The following is a 25,498-nucleotide window of genomic DNA, read 5'->3' as shown; positions in this document are numbered from 1 at the left end:
TGCGTCATTCTTCGGCGTTGTTTCCGGGCTGCGTGGTTGCTAGATCCCCGGCGCGAGCGGCCCCAGCCTGGGCCGCTCGGTCAATGGGGACTGGATGTCAGAGCTTGTGTGACAGGGCTCTCTGAATCTCAGAGAGCCGCGTGAAATCAGGACCGCCGGGCGCATGCGCGCCCGGGCTTTTGTCACGTCCATCACACGAGACCTCCATGAATATCTCACGACACGAACAGCGTGCCTTGCACGTTCTGGCCCTTGGCGGCTGCATCCGGCACGAACGCGATGACGGCCCCAAGGTCACCGCGGTCACCTGCATCACGCGCGAGGGGATGATCCTTGCCGATTTCGACCTGGCCACCTTCGGACGATTGCGGCGCAAGCGGCTGATCGAATCCCGGTCGGGCGGCCCTTATCGCATCTCGAAACGCGGCCGGATGTCGGTCCGCGCGCAACTCGACAATCAGGGGGCATGACATGCTGATCCGCAATGAAACAGCCCGCGACATTCCGGCGATCGGCCGGGTCGTCACCCGGGCCCTGTCGATGCTCGCGCACGCCACGGGAACCGAGGCAGGCATCGTCGAGGCGCTGCGCGCGGCGGGCGGGCTGAGCCTCTCGCTCGTGGCCGAGGAGGAGGGCGAGGTGGTCGGGTATCTGGCCGCCTCGCCCGCACGGATCGGGATCCGGGACGGGTGGCACCTGATCGGCCCGCTTGCCGTCCTGCCGTCGCGCCATGGCCAGGGTATCGGCACGGCCCTGATGGAACACGCCCTTTGCAGGCTGCGGGCGACAAGTCGGGGCGCGGCGCTGGTGGGCGACCCCGCCTATTATGGCCGCTTCGGCTTTCGGGCCTTTCCCGGCCTGGGCGTCGCCGGATGTCCGCCCGAGCTGGTTCAGGCCCTGCCCTTCGACGACATCGCGCCTGAAGGCGAACTGATCCATCACCCGGCATTCGGCCTGGACCAGCAGGCGTGACAGAAGGTCGGGCTGCATACCCAAGGGGTGCCGCCCGACCGCGTGCAGGGGCCGGCGCTTGATGCGGAGCATCGCGCGGATCGTCCGCCACCTTGCCCATGCAGGTCTGCCGATCGCCCCGGACAGGCGCCATTCCCGGACAGGCACCGTGCAGACGGGACGCGGCACCCTATATCCCTAGGGTCCCATGTCAGGAGCGCAAAGGCGGCAATGTTCATTCGCATCGGCTACGAGATCGTCATCGACAGCAAGGAAGAGAGCGTCCTGGTCCTTGCCCTCTGCCCGCATTCCAGCTTTGACGGCCGGATCATCGGCTCGGCCGCGGTGCGGGCCGACCCCGCGCGGCCGCTGGAGACGTTTCCCGATTCCTTCGGGAACCGGTTGACCCGGCTGCGGGCGCCCGCCGGGCAGTTGCGGCTGTGGTCCGATTGCATCGTCGAGGTCGACGGCAGGCCCGACATCATCGACTGGACCGCACAGCAGCACGATGTGGGCGACCTGCCGCCCGAGACCCTGCAATTCCTGACCGCGAGCCGATATTGCGATTCCGACGCGCTGGCCCCCGAGGCGCTGCGCCTGTTCGGATCGACCCCGCCGGGGTGGGCGCGGGTTCAGGCGATCTGCAATCATGTCCACACCCACCTGACCTTCGGCTACGGCTTCGGCCGGTCCACCAAGACCGCCAGCGACGCGCAGCGCGAAAGGACCGGCGTCTGCCGCGACTTCGCCCATCTCGCCATCGCGTTCTGCCGGGCCATGAACATTCCCGCCCGCTATGCCAGCGGATATCTGGGCGATATCGACATGCCCCATTCCGGCCCCGGCGATTTCTGCGCCTGGTTCGAGGCCTATCTGGGCGGCCGCTGGTATACCTTCGATGCGCGCTACAACACGCCCCGGATCGGCCGGGTGCTGATGGTGCGCGGCCGCGACGCCGCCGACGGCGCGATGATCACCTCCTTCGGGGCCCATGACCTGAACCTGTTCCGGGTCTGGACCGACGAGGTGCCCGGCACGCCCGGCGATGCCGTCCTGCACGACATGCTGGCGACCCGCCCGGCGGCCGAGGCGCTGACGCTCGCCCCCCCGGGCTGAGGGCCGCGCCGCGCCGCGACCCGACCGACGCCCATTGCCCAAGGTTTCCGGGCGGATGCGTGCGGGCACGGCGCCCGCCGATCCGGCGCAACCGAATGCGGCAAGGGCCACAAACCCGGGCGCCGGGCGCGCGACATGTGAAATTTCACATTAGCGTCACATTTGCTTGGTCGGGCTGTCACGAACCGCTGTGAAACGGGCGCTGCGAATTGGGGATGGCAGATGCTCGACGTTCAGAACGTAACCCGGGTCTTCGGCGACAAGCGCGCGGTCGATCGTGTCAGCTTTACCCTGCATCAGCCCGGGTTCATCGGCATCATCGGCAGTTCCGGCGCGGGCAAGTCGACCTTCCTGCGCATGATGAACCGGCTCACCGACGCCACCGAGGGCCGCATCCTCTACGAGGGGCAGGACATCCTGCCGCTCCGCGGGGCGGCGGCGCGCAGCTGGCAAAGCCGCTGCGCGATGATCTTCCAGCAGTTCAACCTGGTGCCGCGGCTGGACGTGGTGGCCAATGTCCTGCACGGCAAGCTCAACCGGCAGTCCACGCTCGCCACGATGTTCAACATGTGGTCGCGCGCCGACATCCTGCGCGCCATCGACATCCTGGACCGTCTGGGCATCGCCGAACAGGCCACCAAGCGCGCCGAGGCGCTGTCGGGCGGCCAGCAGCAGCGCGTCGCCATCGCGCGCGCGCTGATGCAGGATCCGGCGATCATCCTGGCCGACGAACCCATCGCCAGCCTCGACCCGATGAACGCGCAGATCGTGATGGACACGCTCAAGCGCATCAATGTCGAGGACGGGCGCATGGTCATCGCCAACCTGCACACGCTGGATACCGCCCGGCGCTATTGCGACCGGGTGATCGGCATGCGCGACGGGCGCATCGTCTTCGACGGCACGCCCGAGCAACTGACCACCGGCGTCGCGCGCGACATCTACGGCGCCGACGAGACCTTCAACGAACATGCCACCTCGACCGCGATCCGGCCCGACCAGGCCGTCCCGGTCCCGAGCATGGCCGCCCAATGATCCCCAGACCGCCCTGCACCCGCAGGGTCTTTCATCGCAACGGAGAGAGCGAATGAAGAAGATTGCTGCCACCCTTCTGCTGTCCACCGCGCTGGCCGCCCCGGTCGCGGCCGAGGGCATCACCCAGTTCAACATCGGCCTTCTGGGCGGCGAGAACGCCCAGGACCGGCTTGCCTCGAACGAATGCTTCCGTGCCTATGCCGAAGAAGCGCTGGGCGTGCCGGTGCGTCTGTTCACGCCCGCCGACTACAACGGCGTCATCCAGGGCCTGATCGGCGGATCGCTGGACATGGCCTGGCTCGGCGCCTCGGGCTATGCCGCGGTCTGGCTGAACGACCCCGAGGCGGTGCGGCCGGTTCTGGTCAAGACCAATCTCGATGGCAGCTACATGTATTACTCGATCGCGATCGCGCGCACCGACAGCGGCATCACCTCGCTCGACGACATGAAGGGCAAGAGCTTTGCCTTCGCCGATCCGAACTCGACCTCGGGCTATCTGGTGCCGCTGATCGAGATCCCCGAGGCGGGCTATCCGATGGCCGAGGGCGAGTATTTCAGCCGCGTCGGCTTTTCCGGCGGGCATGAACAGACCGTCATCGCGGTGGTCAACGGCGATTACGACGCCGGCGTGGTCTGGGCCGACGGCCAGGGCGAGTGGGAAGACGGCTACAACTCGGGCGCGCTGCGCAAGGCGGCCGATTCGGGCCTTGTCGACATGAACGACATCGTCGAGATCTGGCGCTCCAAGCCCATCCCCGAAGGCCCCATCGTGCTGCGCAGCGCGCTGCCGCAGGACGTGCAGGACAAGATCTACGAGCTGACGGCCAACCTGCATGTGACCGACCCGGACTGCGCCTATGGCGTTGCCGCGGGCGAGACGGCGGGCTTCACCCCGATCGGGCATGACGCCTACGAGACGATCATCGCGGTGCGCCGCTCGCAGATGAACTGACGCACCCGCAAGGGGTCAGGCCGGATGCCGCGTCCGCGCGGCGTCCGGCTCTTTTTTGATGGATCGCCCATGCCCACCGTCCTGCCCGCCTCGGCCCGAACGGTCGACATCCGCGAGGAATACCTGTCGCTGAACCGCCGCAAGCGGATGTATGGCGGCATCCTTCTGATCGTCTTCCTGGCGATGTTCGTCTCGGGCTTCCGCATTGCCGAGCACCGCAATGCCGCCAGCCTGTCCGAGGGCTTCTCGCGCATCCTCGACTTCCCGCGCGACCTGGTCACCGAGGCATGGGGGAACGCCGCCAACCTGCCCGCCCATGCCGCCCGCGCCTTTCCCGCGCTGGTCGAGACGGTGAACATCGCGCTGGTCTCGACCATCCTGGGCTGCATCCTGGGCACGCTTCTGGCGCTGGCCGGAACGCGGGGGCTGGCGCGCTGGCCGCGGCTGATCCCGCTGGCCCGGCGCAGCGCGGATGTGTGCCGCGCGGTGCCCGAGATCGTGATCGCGCTGGTCCTGATCTTCATCCTGGGCGGCGGCCCGGTCCCGGCGATGATCGCCATCGCCATCCATACCGCCGGGGCGCAGGGCAAGCTGTTCTCCGAGGTCAACGAGAACGTGGACATGAAACCGGTCGAGGGGCTGGCCTCGGTCGGCGCGAACTGGTGGCAGCGCACCTGGCTGGGCGTCTTCCCGCAGGTGATGCCCAACTATCTCAGCTATTCGCTGCTGCGACTCGAGATCAACATCCGCGCCTCGGCCATCCTCGGCTTCGTCGGCGCGGGCGGCATCGGCTACGAGCTGCGCAACGCCATGACCTTCGGCCAGGGCAAGTTCGACCAGGCGGCCGCGATCTTCCTGATGCTGTTCGCCACCATCGTCCTGGTCGACCAGCTGTCCAGCTGGATGCGCAACAGCCTGACCCGGGGGAGGGGCGCGCAATGACCGCAATCGCCGAAGATGCGCGCAAGCTGGCACTCGGCGCGATGCGCCGCAAGCGCGCCATGGCGCTGGCCGCACCGGTGCTGCTCATGGCCTATTTCGCCTATGTCTTCGTCGCCTTCGACGTCTCGGGGCTGGTGCAGCGCGCCAAGATGGACAATGCCGTGATCCTGTTGTCGGACGCGGTCAGCTACAAGATCCACGCCACCCGCGACAACCGCAGCGATGCGCTGGCGGTCTCGGTCGAGGGCAGCCGCCGCGCCACCTATCCCGAGGATCGCATCCCCGACTGGATCCGGCAGGACGGGGACCGGACCCTGATCGAGCTGACCGACGGGCACAGCGTCACCTATGACGGCCCGCGGATCAGCTATGACCACCCCGATTACGGCCCGATCCGCATCACCATCGGCAATCCGATCCTGCTGGATCTGCCCCAACCCGGCCCGGTGCCGGATTTCATCAACGCCTCGGACGCGCGCGTGGTGGTCACCACCGACGCCGGGCGGCTCACCGTCACCCGCACCCGCACCGACACCTTCCGCTATTTCTGGGGGTGGGAGCTGTTCTTCTTCGACCTGCAAAGCCCCTTCCACGGCATGTCCGCGGGCACGCTGGCCGCGACCGTGGCGGGGGGCGAGCGTCTCCATGCCGACCGGCCGAACTGGCAGGCGGTGCTGCACGATTTCCTGAACAATTCGATCTGGCGCCATGGCGATGTCTTCTTCGCGATCGGCGAGACGGCGCTGATGGCCTTCCTCGGCACCTTCGGCGCGGCGGCCATCGCGCTGCCGCTGGCCTTCCTTGCCGCGCAGAACTTCACGCCCTCGCGCTGGCTGCGCTTCGCGGTGCGCCGGGTCTTCGACTTCGTGCGCGGGGTGGATGCGCTGATCTTCACCATCATCCTCAGCCGCGCCTTCGGGCCCGGGCCGATGACCGGGGCGCTGGCGATCCTGATCACCGACTCTGGCAGCTTCGGCAAGCTGTTCTCCGAGGCGCTGGAAAACACCGACCAGAAGCAGATCGAGGGCGTGCAATCGACCGGCGCCAATGCGCTGCAACGCTATCGCTTCGGGGTGATCCCGCAGGTGATGCCGCTGCTGCTGAGCCAACTGCTCTATTTCCTCGAATCCAACACCCGCTCGGCCACCATCATCGGCGCCATCGTCGGCGGCGGCATCGGGCTGATGCTGACCCAGGCGATCCAGACCACTGCCGACTGGGAAAAAGTCACCTATTACATGGTCCTGATCGTGCTGCTGGTGATCGCGATGGACGCGCTGTCGGGCTGGCTGCGGCGCAGGCTGATAAAGGGCGACTAGACCGACACATGCCCCGCCTGTCCCCCGACACGCCCCTGATCCACCCCGATTGCGACATCGCCGCCAGCCGCTTCGGCGCCTATTGCGAGATCGGGCGGGGCAGCCGCGTGCTGAACTCGGATTTCGGCGATTACGCCTATTGCGACCGCTATGCCGACATCGCCAATTGCAGCGTCGGCAAGTTCGCCAATATCGCCGCCTTCACCCGCATCGGGCCGACCGACCACCCCTTTCGCAATGCCGCGCAGCATCATTTCCACTATCGCTCGGCCAGCTACTGGGAGGATGAGGCGGACGATGCCGAGTTCTTCGCCCATCGCGCCAGCCGCCGCTGCACGCTGGGGCATGATTGCTGGATCGGCCATGGCGCCATCATCCGGCCCGAGGTGAGCGTGGGCATCGGCGCCGTGGTCGCGGCCGGGGCGGTGGTCACCGCCGATGTGCCCCCCTTCCTGATCGTCGCGGGCGTTCCCGCCCGCCCCCTGCGCGCGCGCTTTCCCGACAATGTGGCCGAGCGGTTGATGGCGCTCGCCTGGTGGGACTGGCCGCATGAGCAGCTGCGCGCCGCGCTCGACGATTTCCGCCGCCTGCCCGCCGAGGCGTTCCTGGACCGTCACGGCGCCTAGTCGGGCGCCACGGTCAGGGTGACGCGGGCGCCCGCGAAATGGGTGATGCCGTATTCCAGCGGCTGGCCGCGCGGATCGTGGTTCAGCGCCACCGCCCGCATCACCGGCTCGCCCCGGCGCAATTGCAGATGCCCCGCCAGCAGCGCATCGGCAGGCACCGCCGTCAGCCGGGTCCAGGCGCGGGTGTAGTCGCTGACACCGCAGGCCGCCAGCGCGCGCGTCACCCCCTCGCCCCGCGCCAGTTCCGCCGCAAGCCCCGGCAGCACCGGAAAGACCGAGCGGAAATGCCCGATCACCTGCCCGTCGCTCAGCGTCAGCCCCTCGGCCCGGACCAGCGGGCTGCCCCCGGGCAGGGCCAGCATCGCGCATTCCTCGGCCAGCCCCGGCTGGGTCTCGACGCTCAGCACCCGCCGCCCCGGCACCCGCCCGGTGGCCTCAAGCGCGGCGTGGAACCGGGTGCGGCGGCCGATCGGGTAATCGGTGGGCAGCGCGGTCACCTGCACCCCCGCCCCCCGCCGCGCATGAACCAGCCCCGCCTCGGCCAGCGCCGCCAGGGCCCGGCGCACGGTATGGCGGTTGACGCCGAAGCGCGCGGCCAGACGTGCCTCGCTGGGCAGACGGTCGCCGGGGCTGGCATTGGCCAGTTCGGCGGTCAGCGTCTCGGCGATCTGGCGCCAGAGGGGGGTGTCGGCTGTCATGGAAATTTCACTCGTATCGGCCAGAGGGCCATGCTAGGACTTGTCTAGTTGTATAGGACTTGAACCGGATCGACAAGATGTCCGCCCCCCTCCCCACCCGCGCCGAGGCCATGGGCCTTCTGGCCCGCGCCCGCCCCGAAACGCTGGCCGAGCTTGCCCCGGACCTGCCCGGCCACACAATGCTGCGCGCGCCCGAGACGGGGGCGGTGATGGTGCAGGGCCGGCAGGGCGGGACCGGCGCGCCCTTCAACCTGGGCGAGATGACGGTCACCCGCTGCGCCGTCCGGCTGGAGTGCGGCGCCATCGGCCATGCCTGGGTGCAGGGCCGCGACAAGGGCCATGCCCGCCGCGCCGCGGTGCTGGACGCATTGTTGCAGACCGACCGCGCGGCCGAGCTTGCCGCCGCGATCCTCGCCCCGCTGGCCGCCGCCGAAGCCGCAAGCCACGAGGCACAGTCGCGCAGGGCCGGGGCAACGCGGGTCGAGTTCTTCACCATGGTCCGCGGAGAGGATGAATGACGCCCCACGCCCTGACCGGCGGCTTCGCCGACACGCCCCTTCAGGCCGCGCGCGGCTTTCGCGCAATCCTGACCGCGCTTTCGCGCCCCGGCACCATCGTTGCGCTGACCGGCGCCACGCCACCCGCGCCGCTGTCGCCCGCCGCCGGGGTGGCCGCGCTGGTGCTGCTGGATGCGACAACCCCGCTGCATCTGGCAGGCGCACATGACAGCCCCGCGCTGCGCGACTGGATCGCCTTTCACACCGGTGCGCCGCTGGTGGGCGCCGAAGCCGCGATGTTCGCCATCGGCACATGGGACGCGCTGCACCCGCTGGACCGCTTTGCCATCGGCACCCCCGACTATCCAGACCGCGCCGCCACCCTGATCGTCGAGACCGACCGGCTTGAGCCTTCCGGCGCCCGGCTGACCGGCCCCGGCATCAAAGGGGCCGCGCATCTGTCGCTTCCAGAAACAGCGCCGTTCCGGACCAACCATGCCCGCTTCCCGCTGGGCTTCGACACGTTTCTGACCTGCGGCGACCGGCTGGCCGGGCTGCCGCGCAGCACCTGTGTGGAGGCCGCCTGATGTATGTCGCGGTCAAGGGCGGCGAACAGGCCATCGACAACGCTCATGCGTGGCTCGCCGAATCGCGGCGCGGCGATGTCGCGATCCCCGAACTGTCGGTGGCCCAGATCCGCGAGCAGATGGCGCTGGCGGTCGGCCGGGTGATGGCCGAGGGCTCGCTTTACGATGCGGATCTTGCGGCGCTGGCGATCAAGCAGGCGCGCGGCGACCTGATCGAGGCGATCTTCCTGATCCGCGCCTATCGCACCACCCTGCCCCGCTTCGGCGCCTCGCGGCCGGTCGATACCGGGGCGATGGCCGCGATCCGCCGGATCTCGGCCACCTACAAGGACCTGCCGGGCGGGCAGGTGCTGGGGCCGACCTTCGACTATACCCACCGGCTGCTGGATTTCGCACTGGCCGCCGAGGGCGCCGCCGAAAGCCCCGCGCCGCAGGCCGCGGCCCTGGGTCCGGTGCCCCGCGTCACCGGGTTCCTGGACCGCGAGGGCCTGATCGAGCCCGAACCCGCCAGCGACGCCCCGCCCCCCGACCTGACCCGCGAACCGCTGGAACTGCCCGCCAGCCGCGCCTTGCGGCTGCAATCGCTGGCCCGCGGCGACGAGGGGTTCCTGCTGAGCCTTGCCTATTCCAGTCAGCGCGGCTTCGGGCGCACGCATCCCTTCGTGGGCGAACTCAGGATCGGCGAGGTGATGGTCGAGGTCGAGATCCCCGAACTGGGCCTGTCCGTCGCCATCGGCGCGATCACCCTGACCGAATGCGAAACCGTGAACCAGTTCACCGGCTCGAAGACGCAGCCCGCACAATTCACCCGCGGCTACGGCCTTGTCATGGGCCAGTCCGAGCGCAAGGCCATCGCCATGAGTCTTGTCGACCGCGCGCTGCGCTGGCAGGAACTGGGCGAGGAAGACACCGGCGCCCCGGTTCAGGACCAGGAATTCGTCCTGATGCATGCTGACAACATCCAGGCAACCGGCTTTCTGGAACATATCAAGCTGCCCCATTACGTCGATTTCCAGTCCGAACTGGAACTGGTGCGGCGCTTGCGCGCCGGTGCGGCGCAGGAGGCGGCGGAATGACCGCGCGCGTCAAGGCCATCGTCTTCGATATCGGCAATGTGCTGGTGCGCTGGGATCCGCGGCTAGCCTTTTGCCCGCCGCTGACGCCGGACGCGGCCGAGGCGTTCCTTGCCCGCACCGATTTCGCGGAACGCAACCTGCGCGCCGATGCCGGGGCGCGCTTTGCCGACCTGGCCGCCGAGATCGCCGACCCGCAGGACCGCGACCTGTTTTCCAGCTATGTCGCGCGCTACGCCCTGACCGTGCCCGCCGCGATCGAGGGGACATGGCAGGTGCTGGACCGGCTGCGCGCCCGCGGTCTGGCGATCCACGCCATCACCAACTGGTCGGCCGAGACATGGCCCACCGGCCTTGCGACGCATCCGCGGCTGGGCACGGCCTTCGGCGTCACCGTGGTCTCGGGGCAAGAGGGCGTCATCAAGCCCGATCCGCGCATCTTCGCGCTGCTCTGCGAGCGGGCGGGCGTGGCGCCCGGCGACTGCCTGTTCATCGACGACAGCCCCGCGAACGTCGCCGGGGCCGAGGCATTCGGCATCGCGGCGGAACTCTTCACCACGCCCGAGGCATTGGAAACGGCACTGGCCGCACGGGGGCTTCTGTGAAGGACTACAATTTCGCCTATCTCGACGAGGCCACCAAGCGCATGATCCGCCGCGCGATCCTCAAGGCGGTCGCGGTGCCGGGCTACCAGGTGCCCTTTGCCAGCCGCGAGATGCCCATGCCCTATGGCTGGGGCACCGGCGGGGTGCAGGTGACGGCGGCCTGCCTGACGCCCGAGGACCGGCTGAAGGTGATCGACCAGGGCGCCGACGACACCACCAACGCCGTCAGCATCCGCAAGTTCTTTCAACGCACCGCGGGCATTGACGTGACCGAACGCACCCATGAGGCCACGATCATCCAGACCCGCCACCGCATCCCCGAAGCGCCGCTGACCGAAGGGCAGATCCTCGTCTATCAGGTTCCGATCCCCGAACCCCTGCGCTTTCTCGAACCGCGCGAGACCGAAACCCGGCGGATGCACGCGCTGGAGGAATACGGGCTGATGCATGTCAAGCTTTACGAGGACATCGCCCGGAACGGCGAGATCGCGACCGCCTATGCCTATCCGGTCAAGGTGCAGGGGCGCTATGTGATGGATCCCTCGCCGATCCCGAAATTCGACAATCCCAAGCTTTCGGATTGCGCCGCGCTTCAGCTTTTCGGGGCCGGGCGCGAACAGCGGATCTATGCGCTGCCGCCCCATACGCAGGTGGTCAGCCTCGATTTCGACGATCACCCCTTCGTCGCCGCCAAGGCGCCCCATGCCTGCGACCTGTGCGGCGACGCGGCCAGCTATCTGGACGAGGTCATCACCGACGATGCGGGCGGGCGGATGTTCGTCTGTTCCGACACCGACCATTGCGCCACCCGCCGCGCGTCCGGTCATGCCGGGCGGCTGGGCGGCAGCGAAGGGGCGGCAGCATGACCGGCGCGCATCCGCTTCTGTCGGTTCGCGACCTGACCAGGAGCTATGGCACGCGGCGCGGCTGCGCCGATATCGCCTTCGACCTCTGGCCGGGCGAGGTGATGGGCATCGTGGGCGAGTCGGGGTCGGGCAAGTCCACGCTTCTGGGCTGTCTGGCCGGGCATCTTGTGCCCGATGCCGGTCGCGTCGTCTTCGACACCCGCGCCGAGGGGCCGCGCGACGTGCTGGCCATGGCCGAGCCGGAACGGCGGATGCTGGCCCGCACCGACTGGGCCTTCGTCCACCAGAACCCGCGCGACGGGCTGCGCATGGGGGTCAGCGCCGGGGGCAATGTCGGCGAGCGGCTGATGGCGGTCGGCGCGCGCCATTACGGCCAGATCCGGTCGCAGGCGCTGGACTGGCTGGGCCGGGTCGAGATCGCCGCCGACCGCATCGACGACAAGCCGCGGCAATTCTCGGGCGGCATGCAGCAGCGCCTCCAGATCGCGCGCAACCTTGTCACCGGCCCGCGGCTGGTCTTCATGGACGAGCCGACCGGCGGGCTGGATGTCAGCGTGCAGGCCCGGCTTCTGGACCTGTTGCGCGGGCTGGTCCGCCAGATGGGGCTCAGCGCGGTGATCGTGACCCATGACCTGGCCGTGGTCCGCCTTCTGGCCGACCGGCTGATGGTGATGAAGGACGGGCTGGTGGTCGAACAGGGGCTGACCGATCAGGTTCTGGACGATCCGCAGCATCCCTATACCCAGCTGCTGGTCAGCTCGGTGCTTCAGGCGTGACGGGGGAAGGGCGATGATCGTGGTTCGGGACGTGGCCAAGCGTTTCACCCTGCACAACCAGGGCGGCGCGGTGCTTGAGGTGATGGCGGGCGCCTCGCTGCGGGTGGGGCCGGGCGAATGCGTGGGGCTGGTCGGCGCATCGGGCGCGGGCAAGTCGACGCTGATGCGGATGATCTGGGGCAATTACCGGATCGACGCGGGCTCGATCCGCGTGGCGGGGGTGGAACTGGCGGGCGCCGAGCCGCGGCAGGTGATCGCGCTGCGCCGGGCGACGCTGGGCCATGTCAGCCAGTTCCTGCGCGTGGTGCCCCGGGTTCCGGCGCTGGACGTGGTGGCCGAGCCGCTTCTGGCGCTCGGCATCGACGAGGACAGCGCGCGCGCGCAGGCCGCGGCGCTGTTGTCGCGGCTGAACATCCCCGAACGGCTCTGGCCGCTGTCGCCCACGACCTTTTCCGGCGGCGAGCAACAGCGCGTCAACATCGCCCGCGGCTTCGTCCACCCCTGGCCGGTGCTGCTGCTGGACGAGCCGACCGCCAGCCTCGACGCCGCCAATCGCGAGGTGGTTCTGTCCCTGATCGAGGAGGCGCGCGGCCGCGGCGCGGCGATCCTCGGCATCTTCCATGACGAGGGGGCGCGGGCGCGCGTCTGCACAAGGCTGGTCGATGTCAGCGGCTTCGCGGTGGCGGCATGACGGGCCGGGTCTTTGCCGTCGTCGGCCCCTCGGGCGCGGGCAAGGACACGCTTCTGGGCGGGCTTGCCGCCGCCGGTCTGGCGCATCGCGTGCGCCGCGTCATCACCCGCCCGCCGCGCCCCGGCGACGAACCGTTCGACGGCGTCAGCGAGGGCGAGTTCGCCCGCCATCTGGCCGCGGGCGCGTTCGTGCTGCACTGGCGCGCGCATGGGCTGGCCTATGGGCTGCCGCGCGCGGGGTTCCAGCCCGCGGGGCGCGGCCGCGACGTGGTCTTCAACGGCTCGCGCGCCCTGCTGGCCGATGCCGCGCGGGTCTTCCCGGGCCTGCGCGTGATCCTGGTCGAGGCCCCGCCCGAGCTGCGCGCCGCCCGCATCGCCACCCGCGGCCGCGAGGCGGGGGGCGACATCGCCGCCCGGCTGGCGCGCGAGACGGGCGAGTTGCCCCCCGGCCTGCCGGTGATCCGCGTGCTGAACGACGGAACGCCCGAACAGGGCATCGCGCGGCTGATCGCGGCGCTGCGCCCCGACGACATGCGGGCGGCCCGATGACCGCCCCCGCCCGAACGCCCCCTGTCACCGGCCCGTCGCGATCCGGCGGCGCAGGAACGAAACCCAGCAAGACGATGGAACACGCAAGATGACCGAAACGGTTCTGGCCAATGCCCGACTGGTGCTGCCCGACGGGCTGCACCATGGCGCGCTCGTGATGCGGGACGGGCAGATCGCCCGGATCGACAGCGGCACGGCCGTTCCCGCCGGGGCGACCGATTGCGAGGGCGATCTGGTGATGCCCGGCCTGATCGAACTCCACACCGACAACCTGGAACGCCATATCCAGCCCCGCCCCGGCGTGGACTGGCCGCATGGCGACGCGATCCTCGCCCATGACGCCGAACTGGCCGCGCTTGGCATCACCACGGTCTTCGATGCGCTGCGGGTCGGCTCGCTGGTCTCCAGCGGCACGGGATATGGCGAATATGCCCGCGGCCTGGCCGACGAGATCATGGCCGCCCGCGCCGCCGGGCTGTTGCGGATCAGCCATTACCTGCACCTGCGCGCCGAGGTCTGTTCCGAGACCCTGATCGCGGAACTGGCGAAATTCGGCCCCGGCGACCGGGTCGGCATCGTCAGCCTGATGGACCACACCCCCGGCCAGCGCCAGTTCGCCAATCTCGACAGCCTGCGCGCCTATACCCGCGGCAAGTACGGGCTGACCGAGGACGAGTTCCAGGCCCATGTCGAGGCGCAGACCGCCATGGGCAACCGCGTCCGCGCCGTCCACGAGGCCGCGACGGTCGCCGCCGCCCGGGCCATGGGCGCGGTGCTGGCCAGCCATGACGACACGACAGCGGCCCATGTCGCCGCCTCGGCCGGGCATGGCGCGGGACTGGCCGAGTTTCCCACCACGCAGGAGGCGGCGTCCGCCTGCCATGCCCATGGCATCGCGGTGATGATGGGCGCGCCGAACCTGATCCGGGGCGGGTCGCATTCGGGCAATGTCGCGGCCCGCGATCTGGCCGAGGCCGGGCTTCTGGACATCCTGTCCTCGGATTACGTCCCCGCCTCGCTGCTCGGCGGCGCGCTGATGCTGGGCGATCTGTGGGGCGACACCGCGCGCGGCATCGCCACCGTCACCGCCGCCCCGGCCCGGGCCGCCGGGCTGGCCGACCGGGGGGCGCTGACCGAAGGGCTGCGCGCCGACGTGATCCGGGTGCACCGCGCGGGCACGATGGCCGCGGTGCGCGGCAGTTGGTCCGCCGGACGCCGCGTCGCCTGAGCCTGCCTCACCCGTGCCGCCATGTCGCGGAGCGACGGATTCCGGTCAGGCGCGCGAAAAATGCGCCTGACCGTTCGTCCCGTCGTCACGGCACGATCCGGACGTCGCTGAGGCCGGGATCGACCCGTCTCAGCGCCGAGAGCAGCTTTTCCTTCAGGTTCGTGGCGACGTAATTCGCGTGAAACCGCGAGGGCGCGGCAAGCGTCAGGATGCCGGCCTCGACGCCCGCCTCGGCAAGGGTGTGGAACCAAGCGCCATAGGTTGCGGGATCGTCCGCATGCAGCCTTTCCTGCGCGGCCCCCCAGACCGAGCCATCGGCCATCGGTGCGGGCACGGCGCGCAGCGGCACCACGTTCGACCCGCCCTGCCCTGCCCCCGCCGCGGGATCGACGCGCGCGATGAAATCCTCGCCGATCCGCGGCCAGGCCGGGCGGGTATCCTCCAGCATCCGGTTCAGGTCCAGCCCATAGGTGCTGACCCGCCCGCGCGCCCCCTGCCGCTTGAGCACAAGCCAGCCCTGCGCGCGCAGCCGGGCCATCTCGCGCTTGACCGTGCGCTCGTCCACCGACCAGAGCCGCGCGATCTCGGCCTGCCCCATGCTCAGCTCGTCACGCTGCCAGTTGTAGCGCGTGGTGATCAGCGCCATGACCCGCAGGACCTGCCGCTGCGCATGCTTGTCCCGCGACAGTCCGAACGCCATAAGCGCCGACAGGATATCGTATTTGCGCGATGCGGCCTCACGCCCGACGGGCCGGGGAAGCTGCATGTCTGTCTCCTGTCCATGTCCCCGGCCGCGCTGCGGCCCGGATCTGCCTCGTTCAATACGGCCCTGCTCGGGCTCTTGGCGACGGCGTCGCAGGAACGCAACGCTCTTCACCGCTTGCAGGCTATTAGCGTCCGGCTTTCCGATTCTGTCAAGCGCCGTGGCTGTCAGGCCGGTTCCCGACCCAATTCCGTTTCAAGGAAACCGGGTATCATCGGTGAAGGGTGTCAGCCAGAATGTCCCTTATTCTGTGCGAAATGTCCCCCAATATGCGGTGGGAACCTGCGCTCTGTCCCCCAATATGTCGGCGAAGGCCCACAGGGACTCCCCTGCCCCGCCGCGCGGCCGATTCGGGCCGATCCCCTTGGCCCGACGGCAGGATCTTCCCCGCGGGGAAGATCCGCGGCAATGATAACTTCGTTTTTGCATTCCTGGCAAATTCCGCGTATTTGAGGGGCAGGCAAGAATTTACGTTCCAGCGAGGCGCGCATGTACACGCATGAAGATCTCTCCCGGCTGCAGGCCCAGTCGCTGAAGATGCAGAGCTGGATCCGCCAGCAGACCTTCAGCCCCGAAAGCCGGAAGACCCTTCGCCGCTTCTCGTCATGGGAGGTGGCGGAGCTGATCTTCCGCATCAACCAGTCCACCTTCCGCGGCCGCCTTGCCGCCGAGCCCGACCTTCCCGGCGGCGAGGTCGAGCCCGATGGCCGCCAGCGCTGGTTCTCGCTCGACGAGATCAACGTGCTGCGCCGCCGGATGAAGATCAACCGCAAGACCCTGATGCCCCCCCGCCCGGCGGGCAAGCGGGCGTTCCGGGCGGCCATCGCGAACTTCAAGGGCGGGGCGGGCAAGTCGACTGTGGCGCTGCATTTCGCCCATGCCGCGGCGCTGGACGGATATCGGGTGCTGCTGGTCGATTTCGATCCCCAGGCCACGCTCAGCCATTCCATGGGGCTGACCGATGTGGCCGAGGATTACACCGTCTGGGGCATCATGGCCCGCGACCTGATCCGCGAGACCGACCGGATTAACGCGGCGTCCACCGGCGCGGCCAGCGGGACCGCCCTGCCCCGCCGCCAGATCCCGGCCTCGATCCGCGACCTGGGGCTTGGCGAGTTGCGGCATGGCGACTTCATCAAGACCACGGCCTGGTCCACCATCGACATCGTGCCCTCCTGCGCCAATGCGGCATTCGTCGAGTTCGCCAGCGCCCAGTACCGGCACCTGAACCCGGAATGGTCGTTCTTCGCGGCGGTGTCGCGCTATCTGGACGGGTTGGGTGACGACGATTACGACCTTGTGCTGTTCGATTGCCCGCCGGCCATCGGCTACCAGTCGATGAACGCGGTCTTTGCCGCCGACATGCTCTATATCCCCTCCGGCCCCGGCTATTGGGAATACGACTCGACCACCAGCTTCATCGGGCAGTTGGCCGAGGCGCTGGAGGATCTGGCGGGCTTCGGGCCGACCTTCCCCGCGGGGAAGGTCGGGTTGCCCAAGTCCTTTGCCGAGATCCGTTTCCTGATGACGCGCTACGAGCCCGGCAATGACCTGCACCGCGCGATGTTCGATGCCTTCCGCAAGGTCTTTGGCCCGCATGTCGCCGAGCACCCGATCGAGATGACGCGCGCGGTCGAGCAGTCGGGCCGCTTCCTGTCATCGGTCTACGAGATCGACTATCGCGAGATGACGCGCGAGACCTGGCGCCGCGCGCGCGCCAGTTTCGACCGCGCCTATGAGGAATTCAGGGGCAGCATGCTGGCTGCCTGGACCCGGATCTGAGGGAGGGCGGGATGAGCAAGAAGCGCCGCATGTTCGACATAGACCTGCCCGAGGACGGCATCGCGCCTGCCGCCGAAACCTTCCCCGCGGGGAAGGTGGCCGACCCCCCTGCCCGCCGCGGCCCGATGGCCGCCGCCATCGCCGAGACCGTCAGTTCGAACCGCAAGCGGCAGGAGATCGAGGCGCAGATCCGCGCCGAGAACGACGCGCTGGCCCATGAGCATGTCCGGCTCAAGCGGCTTGGGCTGGTCATCGAGCTGGTGCCGCTTGATCTGATCGAGATGTCCAAGCTGGTGCGCGACCGCAAGACCGGGCCGGATGCCGAGCTTGCCGAGCTGAAATCCTCGATCGCCGAGCTGGGGCTGTCCAACCCGATCCGGCTGGAGCGTCGCGACGATGGCCGGTTCGAACTGATCCAGGGCTATCGCCGGCTGTCGGCCTATCGCGAGCTTCTGGAGGAGACGGGCGAGGCCGAACGCTATGCCACGATCCCCGCCGCGGTCAGCCATCCCGGCGACGATCTGGAGGCGCTTTATCGCAAGATGGTCGATGAGAACCTGGTACGAAAGGATATCTCGTTCGCCGAGATGGCCATGCTGGCGCTGGACTATGCCAGCGACCCCGGAACGGCGGTCAGCGACCCGGAAAAGGCCGTCGCGGTCCTGTTCAGGTCGGCGGGCTACCAGAAGCGCAGCTATATCCGCACCTTCATGGCGGTGGTCGAGCAGCTTGGCGAGGACCTGCTGTTCCCGCAGGGCATCCCCCGTGCGCTTGGGCTGGCGCTGGCCCGCAAGCTTGACGAGGTCGAGGGGCTGGCCGGTGCGATCCGGGCCGAGCTGAAGGATTGGGACAACCGCTCGCTGGCGGATGAACTGGGCGTCTTGCGCCGCTTTGCGGGCGAGGGCATGCCCGAGCAGCAGGAATGGGACGAGCCCGAGCCAAGGCGGCCGGTGTCCCCCATGGGCAAGCCCGCGAAGGCCCGGACCAGCTTTCAGTTCGACCGCCGCGAGGGGCGCGGGAAATGCGTGGCCGGGGTCGGCAAGCTGGAGATCCGGCTTGACCGGGACTTTACCACCATCGACCGCCGGCGGCTGGAACAGGCCGTGCGCCAGATGCTGGACCAGCTGGACGGGTAGGGCAGGGACCTTCCCCGCGGGGAAGGTTTCCCGCGGCAAGGATCCGCGGTCGGGCCTTCGCGGCGTTCAGCCGATGAGGCCCAGCCTTCTGGCCCGGTCCAGCAGCATCTTCACCGATGAAGGCTGCCAGCTTGTGCGCCCGCGCGGCGTGCGCTCGCGCATCGCTTCCAGCCGGTCGCAGATGGCTTGCAGGGTGATGTCGGGGTCGGCGCCCTTGATGGCGGCGACGATGGCGGGCAGGCGGTCGTCGGTCTGGCGGCGTCCGGCACGGCCAAGCACGGTCTCAGGCAGGAAGCCGTCGCGGACATAGGCCTTCACGGCGCGCAGCAGGCGGCTTTGCGTCCAGCGGCGGTCCGGGGGCAGGGGGGCGTTGACGATGCGCAGCACATCCTCCCAGGCCATGTCCGGGCGCAGGCGGCGGACATGCGGCACCCAGTCCTGCGCGCTCTCGCCCAGCCGCTCCATATAGCCGTCCAGCCGGGCCAGCCGCAGCTTGCGCAGCGCCGCCGGGTCGCGTGCGCGCAGGCCCGGATTGCCGCCGATCCGCCCCTTGGTTCGCGCGCTGGCCAGCCCCGCCCTGGTCCGTTCGCGAATCAGGGCACGCTCGAACTCGGCCGCGGCGCCCAGCACCTGCAGCGTGAACTTGCCCTGTGGCGAGGCCGTGTCGATCGGGTCCTGGAGCGAGCGGAAGAAGGCACCCCTGTCCTCCAGCCGCTCGATCACCTCGAGCAGATGCGACAGCGACCGCGCCAGCCGGTCGATGCGCACGACCACCAGCGTGTCGCCCTTGCCGATCCTCTCCAGCACGCGGGCCAGCACGGGACGGGCACGGTTGCCGCCCGAGGCCTGTTCCTCGTGGATCTCGGCGCAGCCCGCGGCTTTCAGGGCCTGGGTCTGGGGCAGGGGGGTCTGGTCCTCGGTCGAGACGCGGGCATAGCCGATCAGGGGCATGGGACGGGTCCGGTTTGCAGTTTCATATACAGCTAGTAAACGGTCGTTTGTCATCGGATGCAATGGCGTTTCCGGGGGTGTCGGGTGGCCCGTTTCGGGCGTTTCGGGCCGGAACAGAGACGTTTTCCGGCGTGACAGGCACCGCGTTGGCGGCCGGGCCGGGGGAGTGGAAATGCCGCGATCGAAAATCCCCCATGTCATCCGCGTAACTATGCTATTCTGCGGGTATGGCACGAAAACCCCTTGATCCCGGCGCCGCCCATGACGACCCGCCGAGCCTGCCCTCGCTCTATGATCCGGCCCCGCGCCCCGAGGCCGAGCTGTGGTTCCTGCCCGAAGGCGATGCGCCGGGGCACGGGGCAGGGGAGGCGGTCGCGCTGGAGCTTTCCCCCCGCCCGCGTCCGCGCCGGGCGGGCCTGACCGCGCAGGCCTTCCTGGACGCCGAGGCCGCGCAGGCCGCCACATTGGCCCGGGCCGCCGCGGCGCTGGCGGCGCTGGACGAGGCCGTGCGGCGCAGCGGGCGGGGCATGGCCGAGCGGCTCGCGCTGATCGAGGCCGAGGCGATGCTGCGCGCCGAAGGCGGACGGGCCGGGCGCGAGGAGATCGCGCGCCACCTGGCCCAGGCGCTGCCCGCCGACCGCCACCGCCCCGACATCGCGCGCGCCGCCTGGGCGGTGCGCCGGTTGCTGGCCGCGCCTGGCCCGCCCGGGGAACTCAGGGCCTTTCTGGGCCTGCACAGGGTCGATTCTGCCGCCCTGCCCGAGGATCTCCAGCCCCGTCCGGTGGGGTCGGATTTCGACCTGGCGGCGGCCGCGTTCGGGCATGGCATGGGCGCGCTTGCCCCGGCCCATCCGCTGACACGGGCGGCCTGGGCGTTCGAGCTGTGGCACCGGGCCGGGCTGTCGGCCGAGGGCGCGGTGGCCGAGCCCGCCACGGCGGCCGCGCGGATCGCGGCGCAGGAAAACCGCGCGCTCGGCTTCGCGCCGCTGTCCCCCGCCCGCGGCACATGGGAACGGCGCGGCACCGCCGAGGTCCGGCTGGCGCTCTGGCTGCGGGCGGTCGATGACGGCGCGCGGGCGGCCATGCTGGAAATCGCCCGGGTCGAGACCTGGACCACCCGCGCCCGCGAGGCCACGGCGGCGATGAAGGGCCGCGGCCCCGCCGCGCTGGTCGAGGCGCTGGCCGCCCGGCCGATGCTGACCACCGACACCGCCGCAACGCTCGCGGGTCTCTCGCGCGACACCGCCGAACGCGGCCTTGCCCGGCTGCACCGCATGGGCCTTGTGCGCGAGCTGACCGGGCAGGGGCGGTTCCGGCTCTGGGCGGTGTGACGGGGCAGGGCGGGCGCGGCAACCTAGCCGGAAAGGCGCATCTCGGCCCTGAAGTGATTCCTTAACCGGATTCATGTTGTCGTCCTCCGGACATGCGAGGCAGGCGTCGCCGCCGGATTTGCCGCCCAAGGGGCATCCAGGCGGCGCGGTTTCGCCCGATTTCAATGGGAGTGTCGGCCCCGCGGGACAAGTGAGCGGCGTCGGCGGAGTTGCGGAAAGGGCGATGACTTTCACCTATCGACATTTCGACGGCGCGCCCGGCATGGACCCGGCCGGACCGACCGGACCGGCCGCCGCGGCACGCCCGCGTCCGCTGAAACTCATCGTCCAGATCCCCTGCCTGAACGAGGAGCGCACGCTGCCGGCGGTCCTGGCCGGCATCCCGCGCGAGATCGAGGGGATCGGCACGGTCGAAATCCAGGTCGTGGATGACGGCTCGACCGATGACACCGTCGAGGTCGCCCGACGGCTCGGCGTGGACCACATCCTGCGCCAGAAGGGCAACAAGGGGCTGGCGCGCAGCTTTCAGGCCGGGATCGAGAACGCCATCGCCGCAGGGGCCGATATCATCGTCAATACCGATGGCGACAACCAGTATTGCGGCAGTTCCATCCCCGATCTCGTGCGCCCCATCGTCGAGGGCCGCGCGGATATCGTGCTGGGGGACCGCAAGCCCGGCGCCAACCCGGCCTTTGCCCCGTCCAAGCGGCTGCTGCAACGCCTGGGAAGCCGGGTCGTGCGCGGGCTGGCCGGGCTTGACGTGCAGGACGCAGTGACGGGCTTTCGCGCCTATTCGCGCGAGGCCGCCCTCACGATCAACGTGATGACCCGCTTTTCCTACACGATCGAGACGCTGATCCATGCCGGTCAGCACGGGCTGACGGTGCTTTCGGTGCCGGTGCGCACCAATCCCGCGACGCGCCCCTCGCGCCTGTTCCGCTCGACATTTCAGTTCATGGCCAGGCAGGTGGTGACGATGCTGCGAAGTTGCGTCATGTATCGTCCGCTGCACAGCTTTCTGGCCGCGGGGCTGGTCATGCTGCTGATCGGGATGCTGCCCGTGGTGCGGTTCCTGTATTTCTATGCGATGGGGCAGGGCGACGGGCATGTCCAGTCGCTGGTGCTGGGCGGGGTGTTCCTGCTTGCGGGCTATTTCACCGTGGTCATCGCCTTTCTCAGCGACACCATCGCCACGAATCGCCGATTGACCGAGGCGCTGCTGGTGCGGATGCGTCGGCTGGAACCGACGCTGGCCCGTTCTCCCGGCTCCGCGCCGTGGCAAGATGCACGCGACTGACGCCCCTGCCGCGCAGGTCGGCACCGCTCCCGTGGCGGGCCTGGTCCTGGCGGTCTCGCTTGCCGGCGGGATTCTGGGGGCCGTGCTTTACGGCTGGATCGTCCTCGGCATCCTCGCCGGGGCCGAGCCCGCGCATTTCGGCACCGACATCTATGACCAGGCATGGCTCGCATTGCGCGAGGGCCGTCTCGATCTGCCTGTACGGGTGATCGGGTTCGAAGGCCATTACACCGCCGATGGCACGGCGCATTTCTACCACGGCCTCGGGCCGTTGATCACGCGCCTGGCGCTGGCGCCCTTCGTCGAGATCGGGGGGCGATCGCTGGCGCCGGTCTCGATCTGGTTCTGGTCGGTTGCCGGTACCGCACTTTACCACCTGACATTCCTTCAGGTCGCCCGCCGGAGCTGGCCGGGCGGCGGGCGGCGCGCGGTCGCCTGGTCCGGGCTTCTGGCGGCGGCGGTCTGGCTGGGCGCGCCGGGGCTTGTGCTGGCCTCCAATATCGCGCTCTATCACGAGCCCATCGCCATGGCCTATGCGCTGGCGGCCGGGGTCGTCGCGCTCTGGATGCTGGGCATGCCGCGCGGTCGGCCGACCGCGGGCATGGTCGTCGGGGTCGCGCTTCTGGCCGCGCTCTGCCTGCATGCCCGTCCCAACCTGGCGATCGGCCTTTACGCGGTCGCGGTCGCGGCACTTGGCCTGGCGCTGCTGCGGGAGGGATGGCGGGCGCTTGGGCCGGTTCTGGCGGGCTGCGCATTGCTGGGTCTGGGCGGCGTCGGCTATCTGGGGCTGAACGCGGCGCGCTTCGGCGAGGCGACCGAAACCCATGGGGGTTTCGACGGGGCCGGCGTGCAATACGGGTCGGTCTTCTGGGGCCATGAATCGCAGGACGGGCCGCGGGCGCAGGGTTTCATCGAACATGGACGGTTCAATGCCGCCCGGATCGTGCCGAACGCGTTGCTCTACACGCTGGCGCCGGCCGAGACGCTTTCGCCCGGGGCGCATATGGTCGCCCGCAGGATGCATGGCGCGGCCACGCGGGACAGGGTGGGTGCCGTCCGGATCGAGGGGCCCGGAGGGGGGATCCTGGCGCTTTGGACCTTCTGGGGGATTGCAGCCGGGGCTGGGCTGGTGGCGGGGGCGGCCGCACTGCGCCGATACCGGGCGTTGATCCTCGGCACCGCGCTGGCCGCCGGGGTGACGCTGGCCTATGCGACCGTCACGCTGCGCTATCACGTCGATCTCTGGCCGCTGGTCGCGGTGCTGGCGCTGCCCGGGCTGGGCCGACTTGTCCCGCGGCTGGCCGCCCGGCCGTTGGGCGCGCCCATGTCGCTTGCCCTTGTCGCGGCGGGCATGATCGGGCTGACCGGCAACCTGACCACGGCCAATGCCTATCGCGGCGCCTTCATCGGCGTCGAGGGCAGTTTCTTCGCGCCCTGGACCGAGGAGGACTGCCGCCGCCGCGCGGCTGGACGGGGCTTTGACCCGGCCCGGATCGATGAAATCTGCCGCGCCCCGCGCGCATCCCGCGGCCAACGCACCGAAAGGACCGAAGGAGCATGAGCGTCACAGCCATTGCCAAGACGGGATATGTGGGCCTTGCGCGGGGCCTGGAACGGGTCTCGGCACGGGCCGGGCTGCTGGACTGGCTGGATTGCAGGCGCGAGGGCTCGCGCCTGGCGCATTGGGCGCGCAGTCTTTTCGCGATCCATGACCTCGACGGTCTGGTCGCTCTTGACGTGCCATGGTGGAGCTATGCCGCCATCGCCGAGGTCGAGCGCGCGCTGGCCGCACGGCCCGGGGCGCGGGTCTTCGAATATGGCTCGGGCGCCAGCACGATCTGGCTTGCCCGGCGCGCGGCTGCGGTCACCAGCGTCGAACATCATGCGGGCTGGCACGCGCAGGTCGCCCGCAGGATCGCGGCGATGCCGGGGCTGGCACCGGTCGATCTGCGCCTTGTCCCGCCCGATCCGGCCGGGGCGGCCGAGCCGCTTTATCGTTCGGAAAAGGCGGGCGAGGCCGGACAGGGCTTTGCCGCCTATGCCCGGGCGATCGAGACGGGGGACAATGCACCCTACGACCTGATCGTGATCGACGGGCGCGCGCGGGCGGCCTGCCTTGCTCATGCGCTGGACAGGCTCGCCCCCGGCGGGCTGATCGTGTTCGACAATTCCGGCCGGAGCCGCTATCGCGCGGCCATCGCGGGCTCCGGGCTGCGCGCGCGCCGCCTGCGCGGTCTGACCCCGGCGCTGCCCTATCCCGACGAAACGACGCTGCTTGACGGCGTCCGCACGGCGCCATGAACACGAGGCGCCTTCTGTCACGGGGCGCGCGGCTTGCAGGGTTCGCGATCCTTGCCGCCGCGCTCTGGTTCCTGGGCCGCGAGCTGGTCCGCCACTGGCCGTCTCTGGCCGCATGGCGTCCCGACCCTGCGTCGCTGGCGGCGATCGGGCTGCTGGCGCTGGCCTATGGCGGCCTTCTGTTCCTGCTGGCCGAGGCCTGGCACCGGATCGTCGCCGGCTTCGGGGCCGAGCCGCGGCGCCGCACCTACCTGTCCTTCACGGCAACGCAGATCGCCCGCTACCTGCCGGGCAATGTCGCCCATCTGCTGGGGCGGGCGCTGTGGCTGCGGGGCGGTCCGCTGGGCGACGGCGCGCTTGCCCGGGCCACCGCCATCGAGGTCGCGGTGACCCCGGCGGGCGCGGTTCTTGTGCTGGCGCTGGCACTGCCCTTGCTGCCAATGGAAAGGTTGCAGCTTCCCGGCTGGGCATCCGGACTTGCTCCGCCCGGCGGCGCGCTTGCGCTGGGGGCTTTCGCGGTCATCGGGCTCGGTGCCGCGCTCGCCGCGCGTCGCACCCGGGGTATCGCCGGGCCGCTGCTTCTGGCCATGTCCTTCATGGTCGGGCTCGGTGCGGTATTCGCCGGGGTTGCCGTGCTTCTCGGGTTTGCCGATCCGCTACTGGCTGGATTTGTTGCCGTTATCGCCTGGCTCGTGGGATATCTGACACCCGGCGCACCCGGCGGGCTCGGAATGCGCGAGGCGGTTCTGGTCGCTGTGCTGGGTGCAAATGGCGGGGGCGACGGTGCGCTTCTGGCTGCTCTCGTTTTCCGGATCGTCACCATTCTCGGGGATCTGGCCTGTTTTCTGGTCGGATGGCAGGTCCTCTGGACGCCGCGCGCCAGCACCGAATGACGCCCGCCGGAACCCTGTCCTTGCCCCGCGCGGCCGGAGGCGGGCAGGCGGCTCCGGCCGGGCGGTGGGCTGACGCCGGGCCGCGGTCAGTTCGCGGGCCGGCAGATCGGTGACACGTCGGGAATGGTGACATTGTGGGTCGCGGCGTAGTCGTCCCAGTGCCGCAGCATTTCGTCCCGGATCTCGGGGCGCTCGGCGGCGAGGTCGCGGGTTTCGCCAGGGTCGGCCTTCAGGTCGTACAACTGCCAGTCCCCGGTGCCGTAGGGGGCGCAGAGCGACACCAGTTTCCAGTCGCCATGCGGACCGCCCGGTTGCCGAACATCTCCCATCCGATCCAGTCGGTGGGGCCGCGCACCGCGTCGCTTTCGCCGCTCAGGATCGGGGTCAGAGACTTGCCCAGCAGAGGCGGCACGGGTTTGCCGTCACGGCTGTCGGGGTAGGGCACGCCCGCAACTTCAAGGATGGTTGCCGGGACGTCCATGACATGCGTCAGACTGTCGGCGATGCGGGCGCCGCCCTGCACGCCATGGCCTGCAA

28 protein-coding genes and 1 pseudogene are annotated in these 25,498 nt (G+C 69.7%); 24 read left to right on the top strand and 5 right to left on the bottom strand.

The genetic code is table 11. The features are described from left to right. Positions 1–206: 206 nt before the first annotated feature. From NHN26_RS12765 to NHN26_RS12730, 8 genes are all read left to right on the top strand, one after another. Positions 207–470 (top strand): YjhX family toxin, encoded by a 264-nt coding sequence (locus tag NHN26_RS12765; RefSeq protein WP_253089789.1) that lies wholly within the window; start codon positions 207–209, stop codon positions 468–470. Position 471: 1 nt separating this feature from the next. Continuing rightward, positions 472–972 (top strand): GNAT family N-acetyltransferase, encoded by a 501-nt coding sequence (locus tag NHN26_RS12760; protein WP_253089788.1) that lies wholly within the window; start codon positions 472–474, stop codon positions 970–972. Between the two features lie 210 nt (positions 973–1,182). Beyond that, positions 1,183–2,067, top strand: coding sequence for a transglutaminase-like domain-containing protein (locus tag NHN26_RS12755; RefSeq protein WP_253089787.1), 885 nt, complete (start codon positions 1,183–1,185; stop codon positions 2,065–2,067). 222 nt (positions 2,068–2,289) lie between these two features. Then, entirely contained in the window at positions 2,290–3,102 is an 813-nt protein-coding gene (gene phnC / locus NHN26_RS12750) for a phosphonate ABC transporter ATP-binding protein (RefSeq protein WP_253089786.1), read from the top strand. A 52-nt stretch (positions 3,103–3,154) separates the two neighbouring features. Then, the gene (phnD, locus tag NHN26_RS12745; RefSeq protein WP_253089785.1) at positions 3,155–4,054 is read left to right on the top strand and encodes a phosphonate ABC transporter substrate-binding protein; all 900 of its coding nucleotides are present in this window, start codon (positions 3,155–3,157) and stop codon (positions 4,052–4,054) included. Positions 4,055–4,123: 69 nt separating this feature from the next. Next, on the top strand, positions 4,124–4,996 hold the full coding sequence (phnE, locus tag NHN26_RS12740; protein ID WP_253089784.1) for a phosphonate ABC transporter, permease protein PhnE: 873 nt from the start codon (positions 4,124–4,126) through the stop codon (positions 4,994–4,996). Beyond that, positions 4,993–6,315, top strand: a complete 1,323-nt coding sequence (gene phnE, locus NHN26_RS12735) for a phosphonate ABC transporter, permease protein PhnE (RefSeq protein WP_253089783.1) — start codon at positions 4,993–4,995, stop codon at positions 6,313–6,315. The genes phnE (NHN26_RS12740) and phnE (NHN26_RS12735) overlap by 4 nt, the downstream gene beginning before the upstream one ends. Before the next feature lie 8 nt (positions 6,316–6,323). Next, on the top strand, positions 6,324–6,941 hold the full coding sequence (locus NHN26_RS12730; RefSeq protein ID WP_253089782.1) for an LbetaH domain-containing protein: 618 nt from the start codon (positions 6,324–6,326) through the stop codon (positions 6,939–6,941). Here the strand turns inward: NHN26_RS12730 and phnF are convergent. Continuing rightward, positions 6,938–7,639, bottom strand: coding sequence for a phosphonate metabolism transcriptional regulator PhnF (gene phnF / locus NHN26_RS12725; protein WP_253089781.1), 702 nt, complete (start codon positions 7,637–7,639; stop codon positions 6,938–6,940). The two genes, NHN26_RS12730 and phnF, sit on opposite strands and share 4 nt — an antisense overlap. A 77-nt stretch (positions 7,640–7,716) precedes the next feature. On the opposite strand from phnF, the gene phnG reads away from it, so the two are divergent. The 9 genes from phnG to NHN26_RS12680 all read left to right on the top strand — a co-directional run bounded on the left by phnG (position 7,717) and on the right by NHN26_RS12680 (position 14,510). Beyond that, positions 7,717–8,157: a phosphonate C-P lyase system protein PhnG gene (phnG, locus tag NHN26_RS12720; RefSeq protein ID WP_253089780.1), complete on the top strand. Its 441-nt coding sequence runs from the start codon at positions 7,717–7,719 to the stop codon at positions 8,155–8,157. Next, on the top strand, positions 8,154–8,723 hold the full coding sequence (gene phnH / locus NHN26_RS12715) for a phosphonate C-P lyase system protein PhnH (protein WP_253089779.1): 570 nt from the start codon (positions 8,154–8,156) through the stop codon (positions 8,721–8,723). Before phnG ends, phnH begins: the two co-directional genes overlap by 4 nt. Then, positions 8,723–9,799, top strand: a complete 1,077-nt coding sequence (locus tag NHN26_RS12710; RefSeq protein WP_253089778.1) for a carbon-phosphorus lyase complex subunit — start codon at positions 8,723–8,725, stop codon at positions 9,797–9,799. Before phnH ends, NHN26_RS12710 begins: the two co-directional genes overlap by 1 nt. Next, entirely contained in the window at positions 9,796–10,401 is a 606-nt protein-coding gene (locus NHN26_RS12705) for an HAD family hydrolase (protein WP_253089777.1), read from the top strand. Before NHN26_RS12710 ends, NHN26_RS12705 begins: the two co-directional genes overlap by 4 nt. After that, entirely contained in the window at positions 10,398–11,267 is an 870-nt protein-coding gene (locus NHN26_RS12700; protein WP_354595934.1) for an alpha-D-ribose 1-methylphosphonate 5-phosphate C-P-lyase PhnJ, read from the top strand. The genes NHN26_RS12705 and NHN26_RS12700 overlap by 4 nt, the downstream gene beginning before the upstream one ends. Then, positions 11,264–12,043, top strand: a complete 780-nt coding sequence (gene phnK / locus NHN26_RS12695) for a phosphonate C-P lyase system protein PhnK (protein ID WP_253089776.1) — start codon at positions 11,264–11,266, stop codon at positions 12,041–12,043. The genes NHN26_RS12700 and phnK overlap by 4 nt, the downstream gene beginning before the upstream one ends. Before the next feature lie 13 nt (positions 12,044–12,056). Further along, positions 12,057–12,734, top strand: a complete 678-nt coding sequence (gene phnL, locus NHN26_RS12690) for a phosphonate C-P lyase system protein PhnL (RefSeq protein WP_253089775.1) — start codon at positions 12,057–12,059, stop codon at positions 12,732–12,734. Next, entirely contained in the window at positions 12,731–13,282 is a 552-nt protein-coding gene (locus NHN26_RS12685) for a ribose 1,5-bisphosphate phosphokinase PhnN (protein ID WP_253089774.1), read from the top strand. The genes phnL and NHN26_RS12685 overlap by 4 nt, the downstream gene beginning before the upstream one ends. Before the next feature lie 88 nt (positions 13,283–13,370). Then, positions 13,371–14,510 carry an alpha-D-ribose 1-methylphosphonate 5-triphosphate diphosphatase gene (locus tag NHN26_RS12680; RefSeq protein ID WP_253089773.1) on the top strand — a complete coding sequence of 380 codons (1,140 nt, stop codon included), beginning with the start codon at positions 13,371–13,373 and terminating at the stop codon, positions 14,508–14,510. A gap of 85 nt (positions 14,511–14,595) precedes the next feature. Here NHN26_RS12680 and NHN26_RS12675 read toward each other — a convergent pair whose 3' ends face one another. Then, positions 14,596–15,276, bottom strand: a complete 681-nt coding sequence (locus NHN26_RS12675) for a DnaA N-terminal domain-containing protein (protein WP_253089772.1) — start codon at positions 15,274–15,276, stop codon at positions 14,596–14,598. 486 nt (positions 15,277–15,762) lie between these two features. On the opposite strand from NHN26_RS12675, the gene NHN26_RS12670 reads away from it, so the two are divergent. Together NHN26_RS12670 and NHN26_RS12665 are read left to right on the top strand one after the other, a co-directional pair. Then, a complete protein-coding gene (locus tag NHN26_RS12670; protein ID WP_253089771.1) occupies positions 15,763–17,055 on the top strand; it encodes an AAA family ATPase in 1,293 nt (430 codons plus the stop codon). A gap of 11 nt (positions 17,056–17,066) precedes the next feature. Further along, the gene (locus NHN26_RS12665; RefSeq protein WP_253089770.1) at positions 17,067–18,191 is read left to right on the top strand and encodes a ParB/RepB/Spo0J family partition protein; all 1,125 of its coding nucleotides are present in this window, start codon (positions 17,067–17,069) and stop codon (positions 18,189–18,191) included. Between the two features lie 66 nt (positions 18,192–18,257). On the opposite strand, the gene NHN26_RS12660 is transcribed toward NHN26_RS12665, so the two are convergent. Next, positions 18,258–19,142, bottom strand: coding sequence for a recombinase family protein (locus tag NHN26_RS12660; protein WP_253089769.1), 885 nt, complete (start codon positions 19,140–19,142; stop codon positions 18,258–18,260). Between the two features lie 227 nt (positions 19,143–19,369). On the opposite strand from NHN26_RS12660, the gene NHN26_RS12655 reads away from it, so the two are divergent. From NHN26_RS12655 to NHN26_RS12635, 5 genes are all read left to right on the top strand, one after another. Next, on the top strand, positions 19,370–20,473 hold the full coding sequence (locus tag NHN26_RS12655) for a hypothetical protein (protein WP_253089768.1): 1,104 nt from the start codon (positions 19,370–19,372) through the stop codon (positions 20,471–20,473). Positions 20,474–20,696: 223 nt separating this feature from the next. Beyond that, complete coding sequence (locus NHN26_RS12650) at positions 20,697–21,770, top strand: glycosyltransferase family 2 protein (RefSeq protein ID WP_253089767.1); 1,074 nt, start codon at positions 20,697–20,699, stop codon at positions 21,768–21,770. A 31-nt stretch (positions 21,771–21,801) separates the two neighbouring features. Further along, positions 21,802–23,331: a hypothetical protein gene (locus NHN26_RS12645; RefSeq protein ID WP_253089766.1), complete on the top strand. Its 1,530-nt coding sequence runs from the start codon at positions 21,802–21,804 to the stop codon at positions 23,329–23,331. Continuing rightward, positions 23,328–24,071, top strand: a complete 744-nt coding sequence (locus NHN26_RS12640) for a class I SAM-dependent methyltransferase (protein ID WP_253089765.1) — start codon at positions 23,328–23,330, stop codon at positions 24,069–24,071. The genes NHN26_RS12645 and NHN26_RS12640 overlap by 4 nt, the downstream gene beginning before the upstream one ends. Next, positions 24,068–24,961, top strand: coding sequence for a hypothetical protein (locus NHN26_RS12635; RefSeq protein WP_253089764.1), 894 nt, complete (start codon positions 24,068–24,070; stop codon positions 24,959–24,961). The genes NHN26_RS12640 and NHN26_RS12635 overlap by 4 nt, the downstream gene beginning before the upstream one ends. A gap of 86 nt (positions 24,962–25,047) precedes the next feature. Here NHN26_RS12635 and NHN26_RS12630 read toward each other — a convergent pair whose 3' ends face one another. Together NHN26_RS12630 and NHN26_RS12625 are read right to left on the bottom strand one after the other, a co-directional pair. Continuing rightward, positions 25,048–25,203 carry a hypothetical protein gene (locus tag NHN26_RS12630; protein ID WP_253089763.1) on the bottom strand — a complete coding sequence of 52 codons (156 nt, stop codon included), beginning with the start codon at positions 25,201–25,203 and terminating at the stop codon, positions 25,048–25,050. Next, positions 25,191–25,498, bottom strand: a pseudogene (locus tag NHN26_RS12625) (hypothetical protein); the annotation flags it as partial. The pseudogene NHN26_RS12625 and the gene NHN26_RS12630, both read right to left, overlap by 13 nt.

The organism is Rhodovulum tesquicola (assembly GCF_024128855.1).
Lineage (GTDB): Bacteria > Pseudomonadota > Alphaproteobacteria > Rhodobacterales > Rhodobacteraceae > Rhodovulum > Rhodovulum tesquicola.
The sequence above is the reverse complement of the archived record's forward strand: the minus strand, read 5'-3'. Positions and strand labels throughout refer to the sequence as shown.